Here is an 18,983-nt window from a genome sequence, read left to right on the forward strand (position 1 = left end):
GATTCTTCCAGTAAAACATGAAATGGCAACGGATAAACCGTTGAAACGACTGGTCTTTTTGGACGGGAAGATCCTTCGCTTCGCTCAGGATGACAGACCGCGAGCAATCGGAATGACTGGTGGCGCGGCACCGATCGGCTCTCGAAATAAAAATTCAATTGGCGCGGAACTGTTTCAACGTCGCAACACTCGGCGGACTCTGTCGTCGACTCGGCGTCCGGGCTCTCTCGCCGGAGTGATCGTGCGAATCCAACGACATATGGTTTTCGCGTGCGCGGCGACCGCAAGGCATTGACGCTCTGACCGGTGTGGCAGGAGTGTCGCGTCCTGGGGGAGTTTCGGGGAAATCATCCCGAGCCCCTGCCGTTTCCATCGCGGGAAACGGTGTCACTCGCAACAGCCCGCGCGCTGTCGCTTGCGGCACGGACATCGCAACGTCGCATCGCTACGCGCCGGCGCTTGCGGCACGGACGTCTCATGGCCCGCGCGTTGTCCGTCAGTGCCGCAAACGGAGTCCCGAAGCCATGCGAGGGACGAAGCGCGCGGGCGATTTCCCGGCGCGACCCGCGCGCTACCGCTTGCGGCACGGACATCGCAACGTCGCATCGCTACGCGCCGGCGCTTGCGGCACGGACGTCGCGGGGCGGCGTTTCGGACCGCACAGCCGGGGGCGGCTGTGCCACATGACGCACCATGCACCGGGGAGCGGCATCTCTGCGCGGCGCATGTCCCCGTCGATGGACAAAGTCCCGCCCCGGCCTATACTGGCGCGAGTACGCCCATCCCCTAAAATCGGTCCGAGATGAACGCACCCGACGAAATTCTGGGCATTCTGGGAAAGGTCAAGGACCTCCCCTCGCTTCCGCAGGTGGTCAACCACGTGCTCGACGTGATGGACGACGCGCGCTCGAGCGTGAAGGACGTCGCGCACGCGATGGAAGAGGACCCGGCGCTGACCGCCAAGGTGCTGCGCGTGGCCAATTCCGCCTACTACGCGCCCCGGTCGGAGATCACCTCGGTTTCGTACGCGATCGCGCGGATGGGTCTCGGCGAGGTGCGCAACCTCATCATCACCACCGGCGTCGTTTCGAGCATGAAGGGGCGCGTTCTCGGCAATCTGAACTACGAGGACTACTGGAAACACTGTCTGAGCGTGGCGATCGTCGCTCGCGTCGTGAACGACCACGCGCCGCTCGCGCCCAAATACCTGAAGGCGACCGAAAATCCGTATTTCGTCGCCGGGCTCCTGCACGACATCGGCATCCTGATCCTCGACCAGAACGTTTCCTCCGTGTACTCCGAAGTGCTCAACCACGCCATGGAATCCGGGCGACCCCTCGCGGAGATCGAGCAGGGAATCCTCGGCTCCGATCACCAGGAAGTCGGCGGATTCATCTGCAACAAGTGGCATTTGCCGCAGCTCGTCGGCCTGACCGCGCGTTACCATCATCAGCCCGAGCGGGCCGCCGCCGAGGATCAGGTCTTCGTCAGCGTCATTCAGATCGCCGACGCGGTGTGCGTGAGAAGCGGTGCGGGGAGATTCCTCGGCCACGCGGCGGAGGAAGCCCATCCCTTCGCCATGACCGCGCTCGGGCTCACGCCGGACGATCTCGACAAGATCACGGCGGGCGTCGATGCCGCGCTGGAGAAGTCCGACATGCTCCGGCTCGTTTTGCAGGATTGAGGCGGTTGGTTTCTGGTTATTGGTTGTTGGTTGTTGGTTGTATGTCGCGGGCCGGCGGACCTGACGACCCTCATCCGGGAGCCCGGCCGTCCACATGACTCATGACCGCCCCGCACTGTTCGACGATCCCCTGCTCGATGAGCGCCTGGCGTTCTGGGCCGGGATCCTGATCCGCGAGACCGATTTCGCCCAGGCGGCGCAGATGGTGCTGCGCGACGCCGCCTCGGTTTTCGGACTCGTCGAGGTCGAATCCACGCAGGTCGGCGCCACGGACGACGGGACGCTCGTGGGTGTCCCGGTCTGGGAATGGTGCGACCGCCGGGATCTCGTGGATCACGCCGTCGATATCGACAACCCCATCGACGTCGCCGCCGCGAAGCCGATCGGCGAGGAGATCGCGGTCTTCGCCCGGCGCGGCGATCCGTTCGCTCCAACGGGCCCGGAAACCAATCCCCACGCCGAGTTGATCGTGCCGATCGCTCCGCATGGGGCGCTGGAACATCTGACACGCTTCCGGCTCGGAGCGAGCCTGCAGGATTGCGCGGTGACCACCGAGGCGCTCCGACGTCTTGGGCACTGGTTTTTCGACGCCTACACGCGAAGTGTCGAGATCCGGCGATGGCAGGCGGTCAAGGCGCTGGAACTCGAAATCTCACGGCGCAGCATTCTCACCAGTCTCAATCAGACCATGGAGCACCGTGAGAACCTGCGCCGGGCGAACGAACTGCTGGAACGACAGAACCGGGAACTGGTGGACGCGAATCGTTTGGCGCAGGAATCGAATCGGCTCAAGAGCGAGTTCCTCGCCACGACCTCGCACGAACTGCGCACGCCGCTGAACGCGATTCTGGGTTTTCTGAGCTTTTACATCGCCAATCCGGAAGCCGGCGAGGCCGAGCGGTTGGAGTGCGTGCAGACGGCGCACGGCAGCGCGCAGCAACTGCTCGAGACCATCAACAAGGTGCTCGAAATCGCGAATATCGAGTCGGGGCGCACCTCGGCCGCGCCGATGGAGTTCCCCGTCATCTATCTCTTCCAGGAGATCGATCGCGTTTTCGGACCGAAGGTCAGAGCGAAGAACCTTGAGTGGCGTCTGGAGATGCCGGACGACATCGACCTGTCCGCCTTCGCCAACCTTCCCAAGCTGCGCGAATCCGTGATGAACGTGCTGGCGAACGCGCTCAAATTCACGGCGGAGGGATTCGTCTCGCTGCGCGCCGAGGCCGAGCCGAACGGCTTCACGCGGATCGAAGTGCGCGACAGCGGCATCGGTTTCACCGAGGACGTCGCGCGGCGCCTGTTCACGCCGTTTTCGCAAGCCGACGCGGGCCTCGCACGCAAGTTCGGCGGCACGGGGCTCGGTCTCGCCATTGCGAAGAAGCTCCTCGAACTCATGGGCGGTTCGATCGACGTCCACTCCGACGGGCCGGGCCTGGGAGCGCGCGTGGCGATCCGCGTTCCGAGCGGGCCGTCCGTCGACGTGGCACCGGCGTCCGTCGTCCCGATTTCCGAATCGCCCGAAGCGAAGAGAATCTCGGAGTCCGAGCGTGTGCGTGTGCTGCTGTGCGGGCTGTCGGCCGATCGGGCGGACGACCTGGCGAAACGCGCGGACGAGGCGGAGTTCGCGTTCGACATCGCAGCCGATTCGGCGGATGCGCGGGGACGAATCGAAAGCGGAGACGTCGACGCCCTCGTCTGCTTTCTCGACAACGACGAAAACGCCGCGTGGTGCCGGGACGTGCCCGTGGCGGGCGGCGTACCGACGGTCGTCGTCACCTCGTTCGACGAGCGAAAGATCCAGGACCACATGGAGTGGCTGTCGAGCCCGGCCGTGCTGATCGTCGTTCAGCTCGACCGGGTGGAACGCGACGGGGGCCCCGTGCTGCGCGCGCTAAGCAAGCTGCGCCGGCGGATGCTCGGCGGACGGTAGCCGACGACTCGCCCGATCAGGCCAATTGGGATTGGATGTAATCCGCCGTGCGCGCCGCGAGCGCCTGCGTGGTGATCTGCGGCGGCACGCCGACCGAGGTCGGAAACACCGACATGTCGGCGACGAACAGGCCGCGCACCTCGTGAGACTCTCCGTAAGAATCGACCGCGCAGCGCGTGCGGTCCTCGCCCATCGGCACGGACGACTGCGGATGAACCGCCGCGATGTTCACCTTGTGCGGCGCGAAGTCGATCTCGTCAAAAAGCCCGAGATCCTTCGTGGACTTCACCGAGGCGGGCTCGGATGTGGGCAGAAAGACCTCGCGCGCCCCCGACGTTAGATACGCCTCGGCGCATCGCTTCGCGCCCTCGACGAGTTCGCGCCGGTCGCGCTCATCGGGCCAGTAGTCGATCGCCCATTTGCCGTTTCGTTCCACCGAGATGACGCCATTGGTCTCGTCGTGGATCATCGCGCTGCCCGCGGCGATGCGATTGTATTCGCGCATCGCGCGCGTGAGCGCCCCTCCGATGCCGGGCACCAGCGTCGCCGTCATGCCCGGCGTCGCCGACTGCGCCATGAGGAGATAGCCGCCGTAGCCATCGCCGTAGAAGCGCGCGAATTCGTCACAGACCCACGTCTGGGGTGTGCCGCGATATGCGTCGATGAACCGGTCGTAGAGTGCGCCGACCGGCAGCGCCGGGTGGATATGCAGCGTGCGTCCGGCGGTCGCTTCGGCGATGCCGTTTTGCAGCAGGAGGGCGGCCGACGCCACGCCCCCCGCGCTCACCACGACGCGTTTCGCCGCGACGCGGATGCGGCCCGCCGGTTCGCCGCGTTCATCGAGCTTCGTCCCCTCGACGCCCCGCACACCGCCGGCGTCGCGCACGATCGTCTCGACGCGCACGCGGGAAAGGATCCGCGCGCCGCGCGAGATCGCCTTGGGGATGGCGGTGATGAGCATGCTCTGCTTGCGGTTGTACGCGCAGCCGAGCGTGCAGTAGCCGCACCCCACGCATTCGATGCGGTTGTGGCGCGGAACATGGCCCTTCCAACCCAGGGCGTTCGTGCCGCGGCGCAACATGTCGTTGTTGGCGTTGACCATGTGCTCGGGGATCTGATTGACGCCGATATTGCGCTCGACGCGATCGACGTAGGGCCGCAAATCCGCGGGCGACAGGTCGCGCACGCCGAATTCCTTCGCCCAGCGGGTGAGGATGGCGTCGGGCGGCGGGTAGCACAGGCAGCCGTTGTGCACCGTCGATCCGCCAACCCCCTGCCCCATCATGACGATGACGGACAAGTCCCGATTGCCCGTCGCACCCGCGCGCTGAAACAGGCGCGGCATGCACGTGTCCTCGCGCTGCGTGAATTCGGCCGGTTTGTGATGCGCGCCCATTTCGAGCACCACCACGTCCACGCCTTTCTCGGCGAGTTCCTTCGCGACGGTCGCCCCGCCCGCGCCGGAGCCGACGACGCACACGGTCGCGGAGATTTCGGTGTCGTCCGACGGAGACATCAGGGTTTTCCTCCGGGCGGCACATCCGAGTAGAACGACAAGGGCGGCGGATCGAGCACGGCGATCTCGGTCTGATCGACCCACGGGCCGTCGTATCCCACCGCCGCCCACGTCTTGTCCGCGGCGAAATACACCATGCACGCGGTCATCTTGAGCGCCGTGAACGCCTGCCGCCGCAGTGTGAGCGAGCTGTGCGCCCAGGACGTTAGCGCCTCGACGCGGGCCTCGACAGACAGGTTCGTGAAACGCGAGCGGTGCGTCAGGGCGGTCGAGTATTGAAGCAGCGTCAGCAGACGCAGGAACTGATCGCGGTCGAACGCCGCCATTTGGCCGAGCAGGTTCTCGAAGTACGGCCGCAGGGAGAGTTCGCGCGCCGGGGGAAACGCCGGATCGCCGCTGACGACCGCCTCGACGACCGACTCCAGCACGGCGAAGTCGCCGTCGTCCACCGGATGCGGATTGGCCACGCGCTCTGAGGGTGCGGGCGGCGCGATCGGGCCGACGTACACGGCGGTCGCCGCGCCCAGAAAACCCTCCAGGAGCGTTCGCCGGCCAAGCCGGATGCTTCCGAGTTTCGCGTCGTATTTCATGATTCCTCGACCTGAGGATTATCGGCCGGAACCCATCCCGAATTCCAGAGGGCGCTTTCACGGTCGAGACAAACATGCCGAATGACCGCGAAATTCGACAAACGTGTGACGGAAACCTTGGTTTTTCGTGACAATTTCATTAAGATTTTGCGACATTCACGCGGCGAACGCGTAACGGCATTCCGTTTCGGAGCGATCATGAACTTTCAGCGGCTGGTGGCGGGTTGGGTGTGGCTGCTTCTTCTGGCGTTTTTCGCGGTCGGGTGCGGCTGCGGAGATGACGACGACGACAACGATTCCGCCTCGCCGTCCGATGACGACACGGACGACGATACGTCCGATGACGACACCGACGACGACACCGGCGACGACGACACGTGGCCGCCGCTGCCGGACGACGACGCGGACGACGACACCGAGGAACCGTGGGATAACCTCTCCGACGAACTCAGTCCCGGTGAAATCCGCGCGGGCTTCATCGCGGACGAGGACGAACTGATCGGCGGGCCGCGCGCGCGCGGCGAGATCGGCGATCTCAAGCTCTACAACAGCGAAATCGAGGTCATCATCCGCTCGCCCGAGCATCCGGGCGTGGGCTGGACAAAGGCTACCGGCCTCATCGCAGATGCCGATATCGCGCGGCCCGCGAGTGAGCCGGGACAGGACGCCGTTTGGTCGCTCGAGCAACTTGTCGGTTTCCTTCGCGCATTCTCGGCGTCCGAGGTCGAGATTCTCGAGAACGGCCGCAACGGCCGCGTCGTGATTCGCGCAACCGGCAAAGACATCGGCATCGACATCGTGGACCTCGTCGCCCCGACGTGGAGCCACGATCTCGAAATCCAGAACGACTACATCCTCGAACCCGACACCGACGTGCTGCGCATCGTCACCACCGTGACAAGCCTGAACGACAACGAGCGGACGGTCTTCATCGCCGACGCGCCGATGTGGGGCGACTACTGCCCGGTGTTCGCGCCGCGTGCGGGCTTCGAGACGGGTGAGTTCGATCCGCTCGCCGCGGTGCGCTGGGTCGGCGGCATCTGCGACCCGTCGATGAACGTGTCCTACGCGCTGATGACCACGAACTCGGAACGCAAGTTCTTCGCTCCGTATCTGGACGACGAAGTCCTTCCGCTCATTCAGGGCGGCCAGGGATTCGGACCGAACGTGCACACGCACACCTACGAGCGTCGTTTCGTCATCGGCAAGGGCGGCAGCGAAGCATTCGAGGCCGAGCTCGCCGCGCAGGACGGCGAGGAGACCTTCGGCACGTTGCAGGGAACGCTCGACTCGGCGAAGGCCGACGGCGAATTCGCGGACGTGCAGATCATCGTGCAGGACGAGGGGCCCGACGGCACGAACTTCCGGTCGATCATCAAGCCCGACAGCACGGGCGCTTTTTCGATCATGCTGCCCGGAGGCGACTACTCACTGACCTTGCAGGGCGACGGACGCGTCACGGCCGCCCCGGTGGACGTCGAGGTGGACGCCGGCGAAACCACGACGCAGGACCTGGACGCGAACCTGCCCGGAAAGCTCGAATTCACCGTCACCGACGGCGACGATGATCCGGTCCCATGCAAGCTGACATTCCAGCCGGGCCACGACGCCCCGGTGGGCGCGGGCGTGGCGCACCGCGTGTTCTCCATCAGCGGCACGGGCACGGCCAACGTGCTGCCGGGCGACTACACCGTGACGATCTCGCGCGGCTACGAATACGAAATCGACGTTCACAACGTCACGATCGAGGCGGGTGATACGGCGGTGCTCGAGGGCCAGATCGAGCGCGTGGTCGATTCGACGGGGTGGATGGCGGGAGACTTCCACATCCACACCGAGTACTCGATCGACTCTCAGGCCCCGGCGGCGGTTCGCGTGCACGAGTTCGCGTCGGAGTGCCTCGAAATGCCCGTCGTGACCGATCACGACTATCGCCCCGACTACGCGCCGATCGTCACCGCGCTGAATGCCGGAGCGTTTACGCAACCCATTCGCGGCTCCGAGGTGAGTCCGGTTTACGGCCACTTCAATACGTGGCCGCTCGATGCTCGCCCCGACAAGCCGGATTACTACGGCGTGCCGATGGTGGAATACGCCGATGGCGTGATCGTGCAGCGCTATCAGTTCCCCGACATGTGGGATATCGCGCGCGCGGACTTCGGCGCGGAGATCGTGCAGATCAATCACCCGCGCGACGGAAGCGGCTGGTTTACCTGGATCGGTTACGACAACACCATCGGCGTATCGTCAGCGCATCCCAATCGGTGGCGCGACGACTTTCAGGCCATCGAGGTGTTCAATTCGGGTCAGACCGATCATGGAACGCTCGACGACTGGTTCAGTTTCCTCGATCAGGGTTACGCGTACACCATGACCGGCAACTCCGACACGCACGGCGTCGGCGACACGCCGGGCAACCCGCGCAACGTCTTCGCCATGCCCGACGACGATCCGGCGACCGCCGATCCCGAGGACATGGTCGATTCCATCCAGTCGCAGAAGAGCTTCGTGAGCAACGGACCTTTCGTCACGTTTGAGATCTCGGGCATGGGCCTCGGCGAACTCTTGACCGATCAGGATGGAACGGTCGATCTGGAGATCATCGTTCAGGCGCCGTCGTGGGTGCGCGTCAACTATCTGCGTGTCTATTCGAATCACCAGTCCATCGTGCACGAGGAAGCGATCGCGGAGACGACCGACGTTGTCCGTTTCAATGACATCGTCTCGCTGCCGTGCACCGAAGACGCCTATTTCGTCGTCGAGGTGGGCCACGACTCCGCGACGCTGCGCCCCGTCGTCAGCGACACGGTCTTCGCGATTACGAATCCGATCTACGTGGACGAGGACGGCAACAGCGAGTTCGACCCGCCGGGATTGCTCTGAATTGGCACCGCGGGCGGTTTCGGCCGCCCGCGGTTCGCGAAGCCCGCGTAGAGAGCCCCCGCGACCAGCGCGACGATGGCGTACAGCGACACCCGGTTCGCGGAGTCACGCAGCGGCGTAGAGCCGAACGCGATTTCGACCTCGTGCCGTCCCTCGGGAACGGGCACAATGATCGCGCCGTGACGGTTGTCGATGAGCGTGTCCGCATCTTCGCCGTCGATCCGCGCCTCCCACCCCGGAAACGAAAACTGGTTGAAGAGCAAATGGGCCGGTGACGAAGTCGAAACGTCGAATCGGAACCGATTCGGTCCTACGCGCGTGATGGTTGGTTCTTCGCCCGTTTCGAGTACCCAAGCGAGCGCGTCCGTCGTTTCGATCGGCTTCTCATTCACCGTTCGGGGCAGATAGTCGTCGCGGCTCGTGCCTGTGTCCCCAGATGTCACGACGTGCGCCAGTGTCAGGCGGGTCCGCATGTCCCCGTACACGCTTGCGTCGAGAGTTCGGATGTCCGCGATCTTGACGGGCGTAACGTGGCGCGACTCATGGTGCCACATCGCCGCGCGCGGACGAGCCCAGGAGCCGTACGCAACCGCGCACGCGCCAATCACGGCCAACGTCGCAAACCACGCCCAACGCGGCGCGCGCCACGGAATCGCGTCGATCGCGTAGGCCGCGACGAGACTCGACCCGAACGCGGCGAGCGTCAGAAACCGCCACGGGAACTGCACGAACGAAAGCAGCGAGATGTTGTGCCAGACGTGGACCGAGGCGGGCGTCGTCATGAACGCCGCGCCGGCGAAGACGGCGACGGCCGCAAGCGACGGCCAAGCCGGGTGAGAACGATCGGCACGCCAGCGTTTGCGCGTGACATAAAGCAGCGTCAGTGTTGCGAGGACCCCAGCCCAGTGCACGAGACCGATCTGAAACGACATGCGATCGTCGGCGATGCCGGGCCGGCTGCCGCCGAATCCCCACGGTGACCAGAACAACTGCGTTGCGTGGACGAAATGATGACCGAACTGGAAGAACTCCTCGGTCAGGCTCTCGCGCGCAAAGACGAGGTCTTTTTCGACAAACGCGGGAAGCCAAAAAAAGGCGGAAACCGCAAGTCCCGACGCCACGGACAGCGCCGCGAGGGCCAGCTTTCCGACGGACCGCGCGCGATACGCATCGAAGGCGCACCAGGCGCAGATCACGGGCAGCGAAATCATCGCCGTGATGTTGTGCGTGAGCGGGAGCGCCGCGATAGCGAGCGCGCCGACCGCGAAGCGCGCCGCGCCGGGCCGTTTGATTCCGCCCGCGCAACCCCAGATCGCGAGCGGAATCCAGATAAACGCGACGTGTTCCCCCAGCGCGTGGCGCACGTTCAGATCCACGAGGTGATACGGCGCGAGCAGATAGAGCACGCCCGCCGCGACCGACGCGGGGCGCGAGAGAAAATCGCGTGCGAGCAGGAACATGGCGAGCGCGGCCGCGAGCCATGTCGCGAAAAGCGTGCATTGCAACGCGCGGGCGGCGTCGGCCCCGGCGAGCACAAACGCCTCGGCGACGTAATACGGCAGCGGCCCGTAGAAGTGAAAGATCGGTGAGCCGTAACCGAAATAGTAGTGCGGCACCCAACGAGGAAAGAGATCGCCCGTTCGGATCGCGGCGTCGAAGACGAGGAGCCGGTACGCATCGATGTCCGCGGAGTGTCCGTAGATCAGGTACGGACCGAACATGGGCGCGCCCAGCGCCACGGCCACCGCGACGACGATCAGCCAAGACCATCGATCGATGTGCGACAGGGAAGTCAAGTCGGCTCCGACCCAAACGGGGAAACGCCCGACATCATATCGGGAGGCGCGCGGACGCGTCCACCGGGCGTCACCGTTTCGTCACGCGGCTTGACGAGGATGCCGCGAAGTGAAATCACCGTGACGAAACACGGCGCGACCATCGCGCCCGGGTGGGTCCATGAAGCTGGGCATTCGCGGCAAACTCTTCGTCGTCTCACTCACGCTCATGATCGTCGTCGGCACGGCCAGCGCGTGGATTCTCGAAGTGAACCTGCGCGGCGCGCTGATCGGTCAGATCGGGATTCAACTGACGCACCTCGCGCGCACGTGCGTGTACGCGGTCGAGTCCATGAACGGCCCCGTCGACATGGCGACCGCGGATGTGCTGGCCGATCGTCTGGGGGAGACGACCGGAGCGCGCGTGACGTTCATCGACGGGCAGGGCGTCGTGCTCGGCGATTCGTCGGTGGAACTCGCGGCCATTCCCGGCGTGGAAAATCACGCGACGCGACCCGAGGTCCACGAAGCCCTCGCGGGCCACTCGGGCACGTCACGGCGCTACAGCACGACCGTGAAAGAGCCGTTTTTGTACGTGGCTCTCCCGTGGAAGGCTGCCGATCAAACCGGGGCCGTGCGTCTTGCTCTTCCCCTCACGCAGGTCGAGTCGGAGATCGCGTCGTTTCGCCAACTCATCGTGGCGGCGGCGTTCATCGGACTCCTTGTGGCGATCGTCATGAGCGGCCTCGCTTCGCACTGGCTGTCGCGATCCCTGCGCGATCTGGCCCGGCTCGTCGCCGCGCGCTCGACGGGGCAATCGACGCACAGGATCGACATCGCGGCCGACGACGAGGTCGGTCGTCTCGCGGCGAGCTTCAACGACCTGATCGGTCGATATGAGCAAACCACGCTCGAGCAGGTGCACGAGCGCGAGCGGATCGAGTCGATTCTGGAGAGCATGACCGAGGCCGTGTTGGCGCTCGACGATCAGAAGCGCGTGACACTGGCGAACCGCGCCGCGCTCGCGCTGCTCGGCCTCGATGCCGCGCCGGTCGGCCGCGCGCTGGCCGAGGTCGTACGCGTGCCGGCGCTGCTGGATCTGGTCAACGCGGGCCGACCGGAGGTCCTTGAAGCCGAGTTCCAGCTCCATGCCGCGTCGCCCCGGCGCCTGCTCGCCCATGTGTCGCGTCTCAAGTCGGGGACCGGCACCGTGATCGTGCTTCACGACGTGACCGAGTTGCGCCGACTCGAACAGATCCGCATGGACTTCATCTCGAATCTGTCCCACGAGCTGCGCACGCCGCTGGGCGTCATCAAGGCCAATGCCGAAACGCTGGCTGATGGCGCGCTCGAGGACACGACGCATGCGCGGGTCTTCGTCGAGGCGATTGCGCGTCAAGCCGACCGGCTGCACGCGCTCGTGCGCGACGTGCTCGAACTCGCGCGCATGGAGGAGCTCTCGACGAGTCTCGAAATCGCGCCGGTGAGGATTCAGAGCTGCGTCAACAATGTGATCGAGCAACTCGGAGATGCCGCCCGCGCGCGAGGCCTCGAGCTGGTCGCCGCCGTTGGGCCGGGACTCTTCGTTCGCGGAAACGCCCGGACGCTGGAGCAGGCGCTGTTCAACCTCGTGGAAAACGCCATCAAGTACGGCGACGCGGGCGGCCATATCCATATCCGCGCGGCGAACGCGGGGGATTTCGCGCGGATCGAGGTCGAGGACGATGGCCCGGGGATCGAAACGCGCCACCACGAACGAATCTTCGAGCGATTCTACCGGGTCGATACCGGTCGCTCGCGCGATCTGGGCGGCACGGGACTGGGGCTCGCGGTGGTGAAAAGCGCGGTCGAGGCGATGCGCGGACGCCTCGGCGTCAAGAATGTCGAACCACGCGGGTCGCTGTTCTGGATCGAGATTCCGGCTTCAGATCCCGAGCGCGTTTAACAACCAGTAGGTCGCAGCGCCGACCGCCGCGGAGACGGGAATCGTCAGCACCCACGCCCACACGATGTGGGTGAACACTCCCCAACGCACCGCGCCGACGTTGGACACCGCGCCCACGCCCGCGATGGCGCCGGTGATCGTATGCGTCGTACTCACGGGAATGCCGAGCAACGAGGCGGAGATGATCGTCAATCCGCCCGCCGTTTCCGCGGCGAATCCTCCCACGGGCCGCAACTTGGTCAGCTTGGTGCCCATCGTCTGAATCACGCGCCAACCGCCCGCCAATGTACCCAGGGCGATCGTCGCGTGACACAGTAAAATGATTGACCACGGCACGTGAAACGTATCGCCCAACAATCCCTGCGAGAACAACAGGACCGCGATGATCCCCATGGTCTTCTGCGCGTCGTTGGCCCCGTGGCTGAGCGAAAAAACCGCGGCCGAGAAAAGCTGGGCGCGTCCGAAGATCTTCTCGACCTTGGCTTTCGAATACGAACGCAGCAGCCAGTGCATTCCGATCATCAACAAGATGCCCAACGCGAGTCCGAGCAGCGGCGAGAGGACGATGAAGATCCCGACCTTGATAATGCCCTTCATGATGAGCACGTCGGTGCCGCCACGCATGACGGCCGCGCCGGCCAACCCGCCGATGAGCGAGTGGGAAACGCTGATCGGCAGGCCGAAGTGCGTGCAAAGGAAAGCCCAGCCGCTCGCCCCGATCAGCGCACCCAGGATGAGCGTCGGCGTGATGATGGCCGGATCGACGACGCCCTTGCCGATCGTGGTGGCGACGTGCACGCCAAAGAAGAACGCCGCGAGGAAGTTGAAGAGCGCGGCCCACGCCACGGCGAGACCCGGCGGCAAAACGCGCGTGGAAACGACCGTGGCGATCGAGTTTGCCGCATCGTTCATGCCGTTCACAAAGTCGAACAGCAGCGCGATCGCGATGGTCGTGAGAATCATCGGGGTCATGGCCGACTCACGACTCGTGTTCGATGATGATGCCTTCGACGACCTGCGCCACGTCTTCGCAGCAGTCGATGGCCGTCTCCAAAATCTCGTAGAGATCTTTGAGCTTCATCACCGTGAGCGGATCGCCGCCGTTTTCGAAAAGCGCCGCGATGCCCTTGCGGTGCAGCTTGTCGCCTTCGTTTTCGAGCCGGTTGATCTCTTTCACGTGGTCGTGCATTTCCTGATTTTTTTTCATCGTCCGCAGCATCTTCACCATGTCGACCACCTGTTCCTGCGTGCGGATCAGGACGCTCGCCAGCTCCACCACCTCCGGCGGCACTTCGAGAATGCGAAACAGCGTCAACCGATGCGCCGCGGACTCGATGTAATCGACGATGTCGTCGAGCCGCGAGATCAGCCTGCGGATTTCCTCGCGGTCGAACGGCGTGATGAACGAACTGCGCAGCAGATCGACCGTGTCGTGCGTGATCTTGTCGCACGCGTGCTCGGCCCGCTCGACGCGCGCGATCGCCTCGGCGTTGTCATGCAGATTCGTGAGTGCGTCGCGAATGGCCAGCCCGGCCAGAAGAGCGGTCGTCGTGTGCTGATCGAAGAGGGCGAAAAATTCGTCTTTGCGGGGAAGCCATGCGCGAAACACGAAACACCTCCGGATGCGGGCGTCGATACCCCGGGCGGCACATTGATCCCGAAGCTTGTTCGGGACTTCAGCCGGCGAAACGGCGAACCGCGACGACTCCGACGTTCGTCAGCGTGTGGACGTTCCGGCCTTGGAGATCCCCTCGGTGTCGAGAATTGCGGTGCGCCGCCAATGAGCAATCGCGGGGCGTATTTACCACGCCCCGGCATCGAATCCAAGCCCCAAAGACACGCCCGCGTCACGCCAATTTCACGATTTCGTCGCGCGGGACGAACGGAAATCAAACAAAATGTCTAGAAATTTCAGGCGCTTAGCCGGCGCGTTGGAAGCGGAACTGGCTCCAGCGCTGGTTGGCCATGCGCAGGATCTCTTCGAGTTGATCGCCGGTCAGCGCGTCGGTACGCACCACGGCCGAGCGGAACCCGTCGTACTTCGAAAAGTCGCGCGTGCGCAGCTTGCCTTCGCTCGTGATCTCGTTCCAGTACTTGGACCCCGGGAATGGCGTCGCGACCGTGAACTGCACCGATTCGGGCGCGAAGGCGATGGCCATGTCGATGGTCTTCATCGCCGAGTCCCAGGTCTCGCCGGGCAGGCCGAACATGAAGGTCAGGTGCATCTTGATGCCGAGCTCGTGCGTGAACGCGACCGCGCGTTTGACCTTTTCGAGGTCGAGGCCCTTGTCGCAGGCGTCCACGATCTCCTGCGTGGCCGATTCGACCCCGTACTTGAGACCCCACAGCCCGGCTTCCTTCAGCTCGGTCAGGATCTCGCGGTCCATCAGGTCGGCGCGGGCCATGATGCCGAAGGGCAGATCCATGTTGCGCGATTTGACCTCGCGCGCGAACGCGAGCATGCGCTTCTTGCCGATGTTGAACGTGTCGTCGTCGAAATACGCGCTCGCGAAGTTGTACTCGCGGGCGAGCCACTCCATCTCGTCCACCACGTCCTCGACGGAACGCACGCGGTACTTGGGCGACGCGTACATGATCTGCGGCCATGCGCAGAACGTACACCCGTAAGGGCAACCCCGACTCGCCCACATCTGCACCGACGGGCGCGGAATGTTTCCCGGCTCGTCACGATAGGCATACATCGGCAGATAGTGGCGCGCCGGCCACGGAAAGACCGAGAGATCGGGCTCCAGCGGTCGGCGTCCGCCGTCGAAGACGTCGCCGTCGGCGTCGCGCCAGAGCAGTCCCACGGTGCCCACGGGCGACACGCCCGCTTCGAGTCGCTGCGCGAATTCGAGCAGCGCCATCTCGTATTCGCCGACGAGCACCGCGTTGACCTCGGTGTGCTCTCGAAGCCATGGCGTCTTGAACATCTCGTCGTGCAGCCCGGCCAGAATGATGAGCTTGTCCGGGTTCTCCTCGCGAATGCGCGCGACATGGTACATGTCCTTGTCGTACGAGTTCGTCGAGATCTCGAGCACGATCACGTCGGGTTGGAAGTCGCGGATGCGCGTGAGGAACGCCTCATCCGTGATGCCCTCGGCGATGCCGTCCACGAGCAGCACGGGAAAGCCGTCCCGCTCCAGCACCGCCGTGGCGTATGCCAAAAAGAACGGGAACGGCATGTACTCCATGGACTGTTCCTCGAAATGCGGCCAGCGACTGCCGGCGCGCACGCCGTAGAACCCGTCCTTTTTCCAGGGGGCGTTGCCGAAGAAGACGCGCGTACGCTTCATGTCCGCGCCCGCGCGGTCACGCCGAAACGGCGGCGCGTCGGCCGCGGATCTGCGTGATGATCGACCGCTGTTCCCAGAGCATGGCGAAGGCGGTGTAGGCCGAGCGCGCCAGCTCTTCCCAGCTCTTGATGCGCAGCAGCGCGCGCAGCACGTAGCGCGGTCGGAAGTAAAACTTCATGTACGCCTTGCGTGCCCAGTTCTGGACCTCTTCCTCGGTCATGTCGCAGCCGGGCCGCGGGATGAACAGCTCGTCGACCGGGTTGGCGATGAAATCGCGCCAGTAATCGTGCCCGCCGTTTTCCTTCATCAGCATCTGATACATCTCGGTGGCGGGCATGGGCGTGACCTTCGAGAACTGCGCGTAGTCGAGGTCGAGTTCCTTCGCCAGCGTGATCGTCTGCTTCACGGTGTCCACGGTCTCGCCCGGGCTGCCGACCATGAAGTAGCCGAAGGTGTCGATGCCGATCTTGTTGGTGGCGTGGACGATCTCCTTGATGCGCTTCACGGTCGTCTTTTTCTTGAGCGTCTTGAGGATCGCCTCGTTGCCCGACTCGATGCCGAAGTAGATGCGCTTGCAGCCCGCTTCCTTGAGGTACTTGAGCATCTCCTCGTTGATGAGGTCCACACGGCTGCGCAGCGCCCACGCGAATTTCTGCTTGCGGTTGATGATCTCCTCGCAAATGCGGATCACGCGGCGCTTGTCGGTGGTGAAGCTCGAGTCGAAGAAGTCGAATTCGCGGATCGAGTAAGCGTCCAGGCACTCCTGGATCTCGTCGCACAGGTTTTCGGGCGAGCGCGGCCGGAATTTCAACCCGCCCTGCTCGCAGAAGATGCAGTGGAACGGGCAGCCGCGGCTCGTGATGAGCGGCGTGAAGTTCCGGAACTGGCTGATGAACGAGTAGTAGAGATGGTTGGGCAGGTGGTGGCGCGCCGGAAACGGGGCGCTATCCACATCGGCGTAAAGCGGCGCGTAGGGATTCACCACCGCCTCGCCGTCGTCCGTGCGCCAGATCAGGCCCTTCACCGCGGACAGGTCGCCGCCCGCGTTGTACGCCGTCAGAAATTCCGGCAGCGTTTCCTCGGCCTCGCCCGTGATGCCGAAATCGAGGCACCCGTGGACCATCGTCTCCTTGGGGTAAATCCCCATGTGGACGCCGCCCACCATCGACGGAACGCCCGTGGCCTCACGGATGTCGCGGAACCAGTCGAGGTTTTGGTGGAAGAGATTGGTCGTCGTCGTGTAAGCGACGAGGTCGGGGCGGAACGAATTCAGGCGCTTGATCGTCTGCGGCTTGGACAGGCCCAGCGCGTGCGCGTCGATGAACTGGATCTTCGCGCCGGCCTTCTCGGCCACCGCCGCCACATACGCCAGCGACAGGCTCGGGAAAACTCCGTAGTTGTCCTTGACGACCTTGATTCCGGGTTCGTTTTTGATGGACCCGTAGGGCGTGTAGACGAAGCTGATTCGTTCGATCGGTCGGTTACCGCGGGCCATTTCGTCCTTTCGCCGGTCGCGCGTCCGGCACGGTCGGTCCGGTCTGCACAGGGGCTTACCCTACCGAAACCGCACCATGTTCCATGATGACGCAGATCACGCTTCGGGTCCATCGGCGCGAAAAATCGGTCGTTTTGTCGGGGTTCATTCCAAAAGCTGCTCGATGACGCCCTGGTACACCGCCTTGTCGTAACCGTGGCGACTGGACCGGGGCACCATCGCGCGGTCGAGGAAGAGCGTGAAGGGCAGCGAGCCCTCGGTGAAGTACGGCATCAGCGTCCACGCCGGATCGGCGCAGATCGTGTACGTGAGCCCGTATTCGTCGCGCCACCCTTGCAGGAATTCCTGGCTCGGCGGGTTGTTTTCGTTGTCCTCGACGAGCAGCTCGATGATCTCGAATCCCTCGTCGCGATACTCCTGATACAAATCCGATTCCAACAGCGGCGCTTCCTCGCGGCATGGCACGCACCACCCCGCGCCGGCGTTCAGCATGACCACGCTGCCCATGAAGTCGTAGAGCTCGACCGTGTCGCCCTCGTCGTTCACCCACGACCAGTTGGGAACCGGCGTGCCACCGTCGTCGTCGTCGCCCGTGTCGTCGTCGTCATCGTCGTCCAGCGCCTGGATCGGCGGCAGGTCGTCGTCGCCCGCCGCGGCATCTCCCGAGCCGTCGTCGTATTCCTCGCCGTCCCACTGCTTCTCGTAGTGGCCGCAGGCGACCGCCATCGCGGCAAGAGCCCCGATGACGAACCACAAATGAAGGCGACAAGTGCGCATCCAACACCACTCCAAACCCAAAAAGCACGGTACTTCCGTGCGCTTTGGGCGTCAACGATGAGACCCTGGGAGCACTCCCCGTACGCCGAGTACCCGCGTTCAACCCATCGTCACGACAACGTTGCCGCGTTTGCGTCCCGTATCGACATACGCGTGCGCCTCGGTGATGCGTTCGAGCGGGTATGTTCGGTCGATCGGCGGCGCGTAACGCCCCGCCTCGGCCAGCGAGACGAGCAGGGCCAGATCCGCCGGGCGCTCGGGTGCGCCGCCCGCCAACACGCGGTGCGTCGTCCCGATCGTGCGCACGAGCGAACCGAGAATTTGCGGCACGCTGCCGGCGCACAGGATGAGCCGACCGCCGTTCGCGAGACCGGCCCGGCACTCGGCGTACGCATGGACGCCGACCGCTTCGAAGATGACGTCGTAGGCGTCGCCGGCGCCGAACAGCGGCTCCCGCGCGTAATCGACGACGCGGTCCGCGCCGAGACCGCGCACGAGTTCGACGTTGGCGGTGCTCGTCACGCCCGTGACCGACGCGCCGAAGTGCTTCGCGAGCTGCACCGCGGCGGCGCCGACCGCGCCGGACGCGCCGATCACGAGCACGCGTTCGCCCGATTGCAGCTTCGCGGCGTCGCGCAGGAAGTGGAGCGCGGCCGTTCCGCCGAACGCGAGCGCCGCGCCCTGCTCGAACGAGATCGAGTCCGGCAAGCGCGCGATGTTGCCCTTCACGGGCATGGTCCGGTATTCGGCGTGGCAGCCGAGCGCGACGCCCGGATACGCCGCGACGCGCTCGCCCAAGGCGTAATCGGTGACGCCGTCGCCCAAGGCCACGACCTCGCCCGCGAGTTCGGTGCCGAGCACCGGCTTGCGCGGCCCGAAGAAACCCAGAGCCGCCCGCGACAGCAGGCCGAATCCCGTCGGCACACGCAGGCTGCGCACGCGCGCGTCGCCCGACGACACCGTGCTCGCGTGCACGCGCAACAGCACCTCGCCGGGCCCGGGGCGCGGGCGCGGCACAATTTCGACGCTGACCACCTCGGGTCCGCCGTAGCGCCGATACACAGCGGCGCGCATGGTTTCGGACGACGGCGT

At 64.8% G+C, this 18,983-nt stretch carries 13 protein-coding genes; 4 read left to right on the forward strand and 9 right to left on the reverse strand.

Annotated elements, in window-relative coordinates; genetic code table 11:
* Positions 1-802 precede the first annotated feature (802 nt).
* The gene (locus IT350_14295) at positions 803-1,684 is read left to right on the forward strand and encodes an HDOD domain-containing protein (protein MCC6159216.1); all 882 of its coding nucleotides are present in this window, start codon (positions 803-805) and stop codon (positions 1,682-1,684) included.
* Between the two features lie 94 nt (positions 1,685-1,778).
* The gene (locus IT350_14300) at positions 1,779-3,614 is read left to right on the forward strand and encodes a hypothetical protein (GenBank protein ID MCC6159217.1); all 1,836 of its coding nucleotides are present in this window, start codon (positions 1,779-1,781) and stop codon (positions 3,612-3,614) included.
* 16 nt (positions 3,615-3,630) lie between these two features.
* Here the strand turns inward: IT350_14300 and IT350_14305 are convergent, their stop codons facing one another.
* Entirely contained in the window at positions 3,631-5,130 is a 1,500-nt protein-coding gene (locus IT350_14305; protein MCC6159218.1) for a GMC family oxidoreductase, read from the reverse strand.
* Complete coding sequence (locus tag IT350_14310; GenBank protein ID MCC6159219.1) at positions 5,130-5,720, reverse strand: hypothetical protein; 591 nt, start codon at positions 5,718-5,720, stop codon at positions 5,130-5,132. Before IT350_14310 ends, IT350_14305 begins: the two co-directional genes overlap by 1 nt.
* Before the next feature lie 198 nt (positions 5,721-5,918).
* Here IT350_14310 and IT350_14315 point away from each other — a divergent pair, with 198 nt between their 5' ends.
* A complete protein-coding gene (locus tag IT350_14315) occupies positions 5,919-8,603 on the forward strand; it encodes a CehA/McbA family metallohydrolase (protein MCC6159220.1) in 2,685 nt (894 codons plus the stop codon).
* Here IT350_14315 and IT350_14320 read toward each other — a convergent pair.
* On the reverse strand, positions 8,552-10,399 hold the full coding sequence (locus IT350_14320; protein ID MCC6159221.1) for a hypothetical protein: 1,848 nt from the start codon (positions 10,397-10,399) through the stop codon (positions 8,552-8,554). The two genes, IT350_14315 and IT350_14320, sit on opposite strands and share 52 nt — an antisense overlap.
* Before the next feature lie 160 nt (positions 10,400-10,559).
* Between IT350_14320 and IT350_14325 the strand changes: the two genes are divergently transcribed.
* Complete coding sequence (locus IT350_14325) at positions 10,560-12,323, forward strand: HAMP domain-containing protein (protein MCC6159222.1); 1,764 nt, start codon at positions 10,560-10,562, stop codon at positions 12,321-12,323.
* Here the strand turns inward: IT350_14325 and IT350_14330 are convergent.
* From IT350_14330 to IT350_14355, 6 genes are all read right to left on the reverse strand, one after another.
* Positions 12,303-13,295, reverse strand: coding sequence for an inorganic phosphate transporter (locus IT350_14330; protein ID MCC6159223.1), 993 nt, complete (start codon positions 13,293-13,295; stop codon positions 12,303-12,305). The two genes, IT350_14325 and IT350_14330, sit on opposite strands and share 21 nt — an antisense overlap.
* A 7-nt stretch (positions 13,296-13,302) precedes the next feature.
* Positions 13,303-13,932: a DUF47 domain-containing protein gene (locus tag IT350_14335; GenBank protein MCC6159224.1), complete on the reverse strand. Its 630-nt coding sequence runs from the start codon at positions 13,930-13,932 to the stop codon at positions 13,303-13,305.
* 310 nt (positions 13,933-14,242) lie between these two features.
* Positions 14,243-15,619, reverse strand: coding sequence for a radical SAM protein (locus IT350_14340; GenBank protein MCC6159225.1), 1,377 nt, complete (start codon positions 15,617-15,619; stop codon positions 14,243-14,245).
* Between the two features lie 16 nt (positions 15,620-15,635).
* Positions 15,636-17,114 carry a radical SAM protein gene (locus IT350_14345; protein ID MCC6159226.1) on the reverse strand — a complete coding sequence of 493 codons (1,479 nt, stop codon included), beginning with the start codon at positions 17,112-17,114 and terminating at the stop codon, positions 15,636-15,638.
* A 144-nt stretch (positions 17,115-17,258) separates the two neighbouring features.
* Positions 17,259-17,891: a TlpA family protein disulfide reductase gene (locus IT350_14350; protein MCC6159227.1), complete on the reverse strand. Its 633-nt coding sequence runs from the start codon at positions 17,889-17,891 to the stop codon at positions 17,259-17,261.
* A gap of 99 nt (positions 17,892-17,990) precedes the next feature.
* Positions 17,991-18,965 carry an NAD(P)-dependent alcohol dehydrogenase gene (locus IT350_14355; GenBank protein ID MCC6159228.1) on the reverse strand — a complete coding sequence of 325 codons (975 nt, stop codon included), beginning with the start codon at positions 18,963-18,965 and terminating at the stop codon, positions 17,991-17,993.
* Between the last annotated feature and the right edge of the window lie 18 nt (positions 18,966-18,983).

The organism is Deltaproteobacteria bacterium (assembly GCA_020845895.1).
Taxonomy (GTDB): domain Bacteria; phylum Lernaellota; class Lernaellaia; order JACKCT01; family JACKCT01; genus JADLEX01.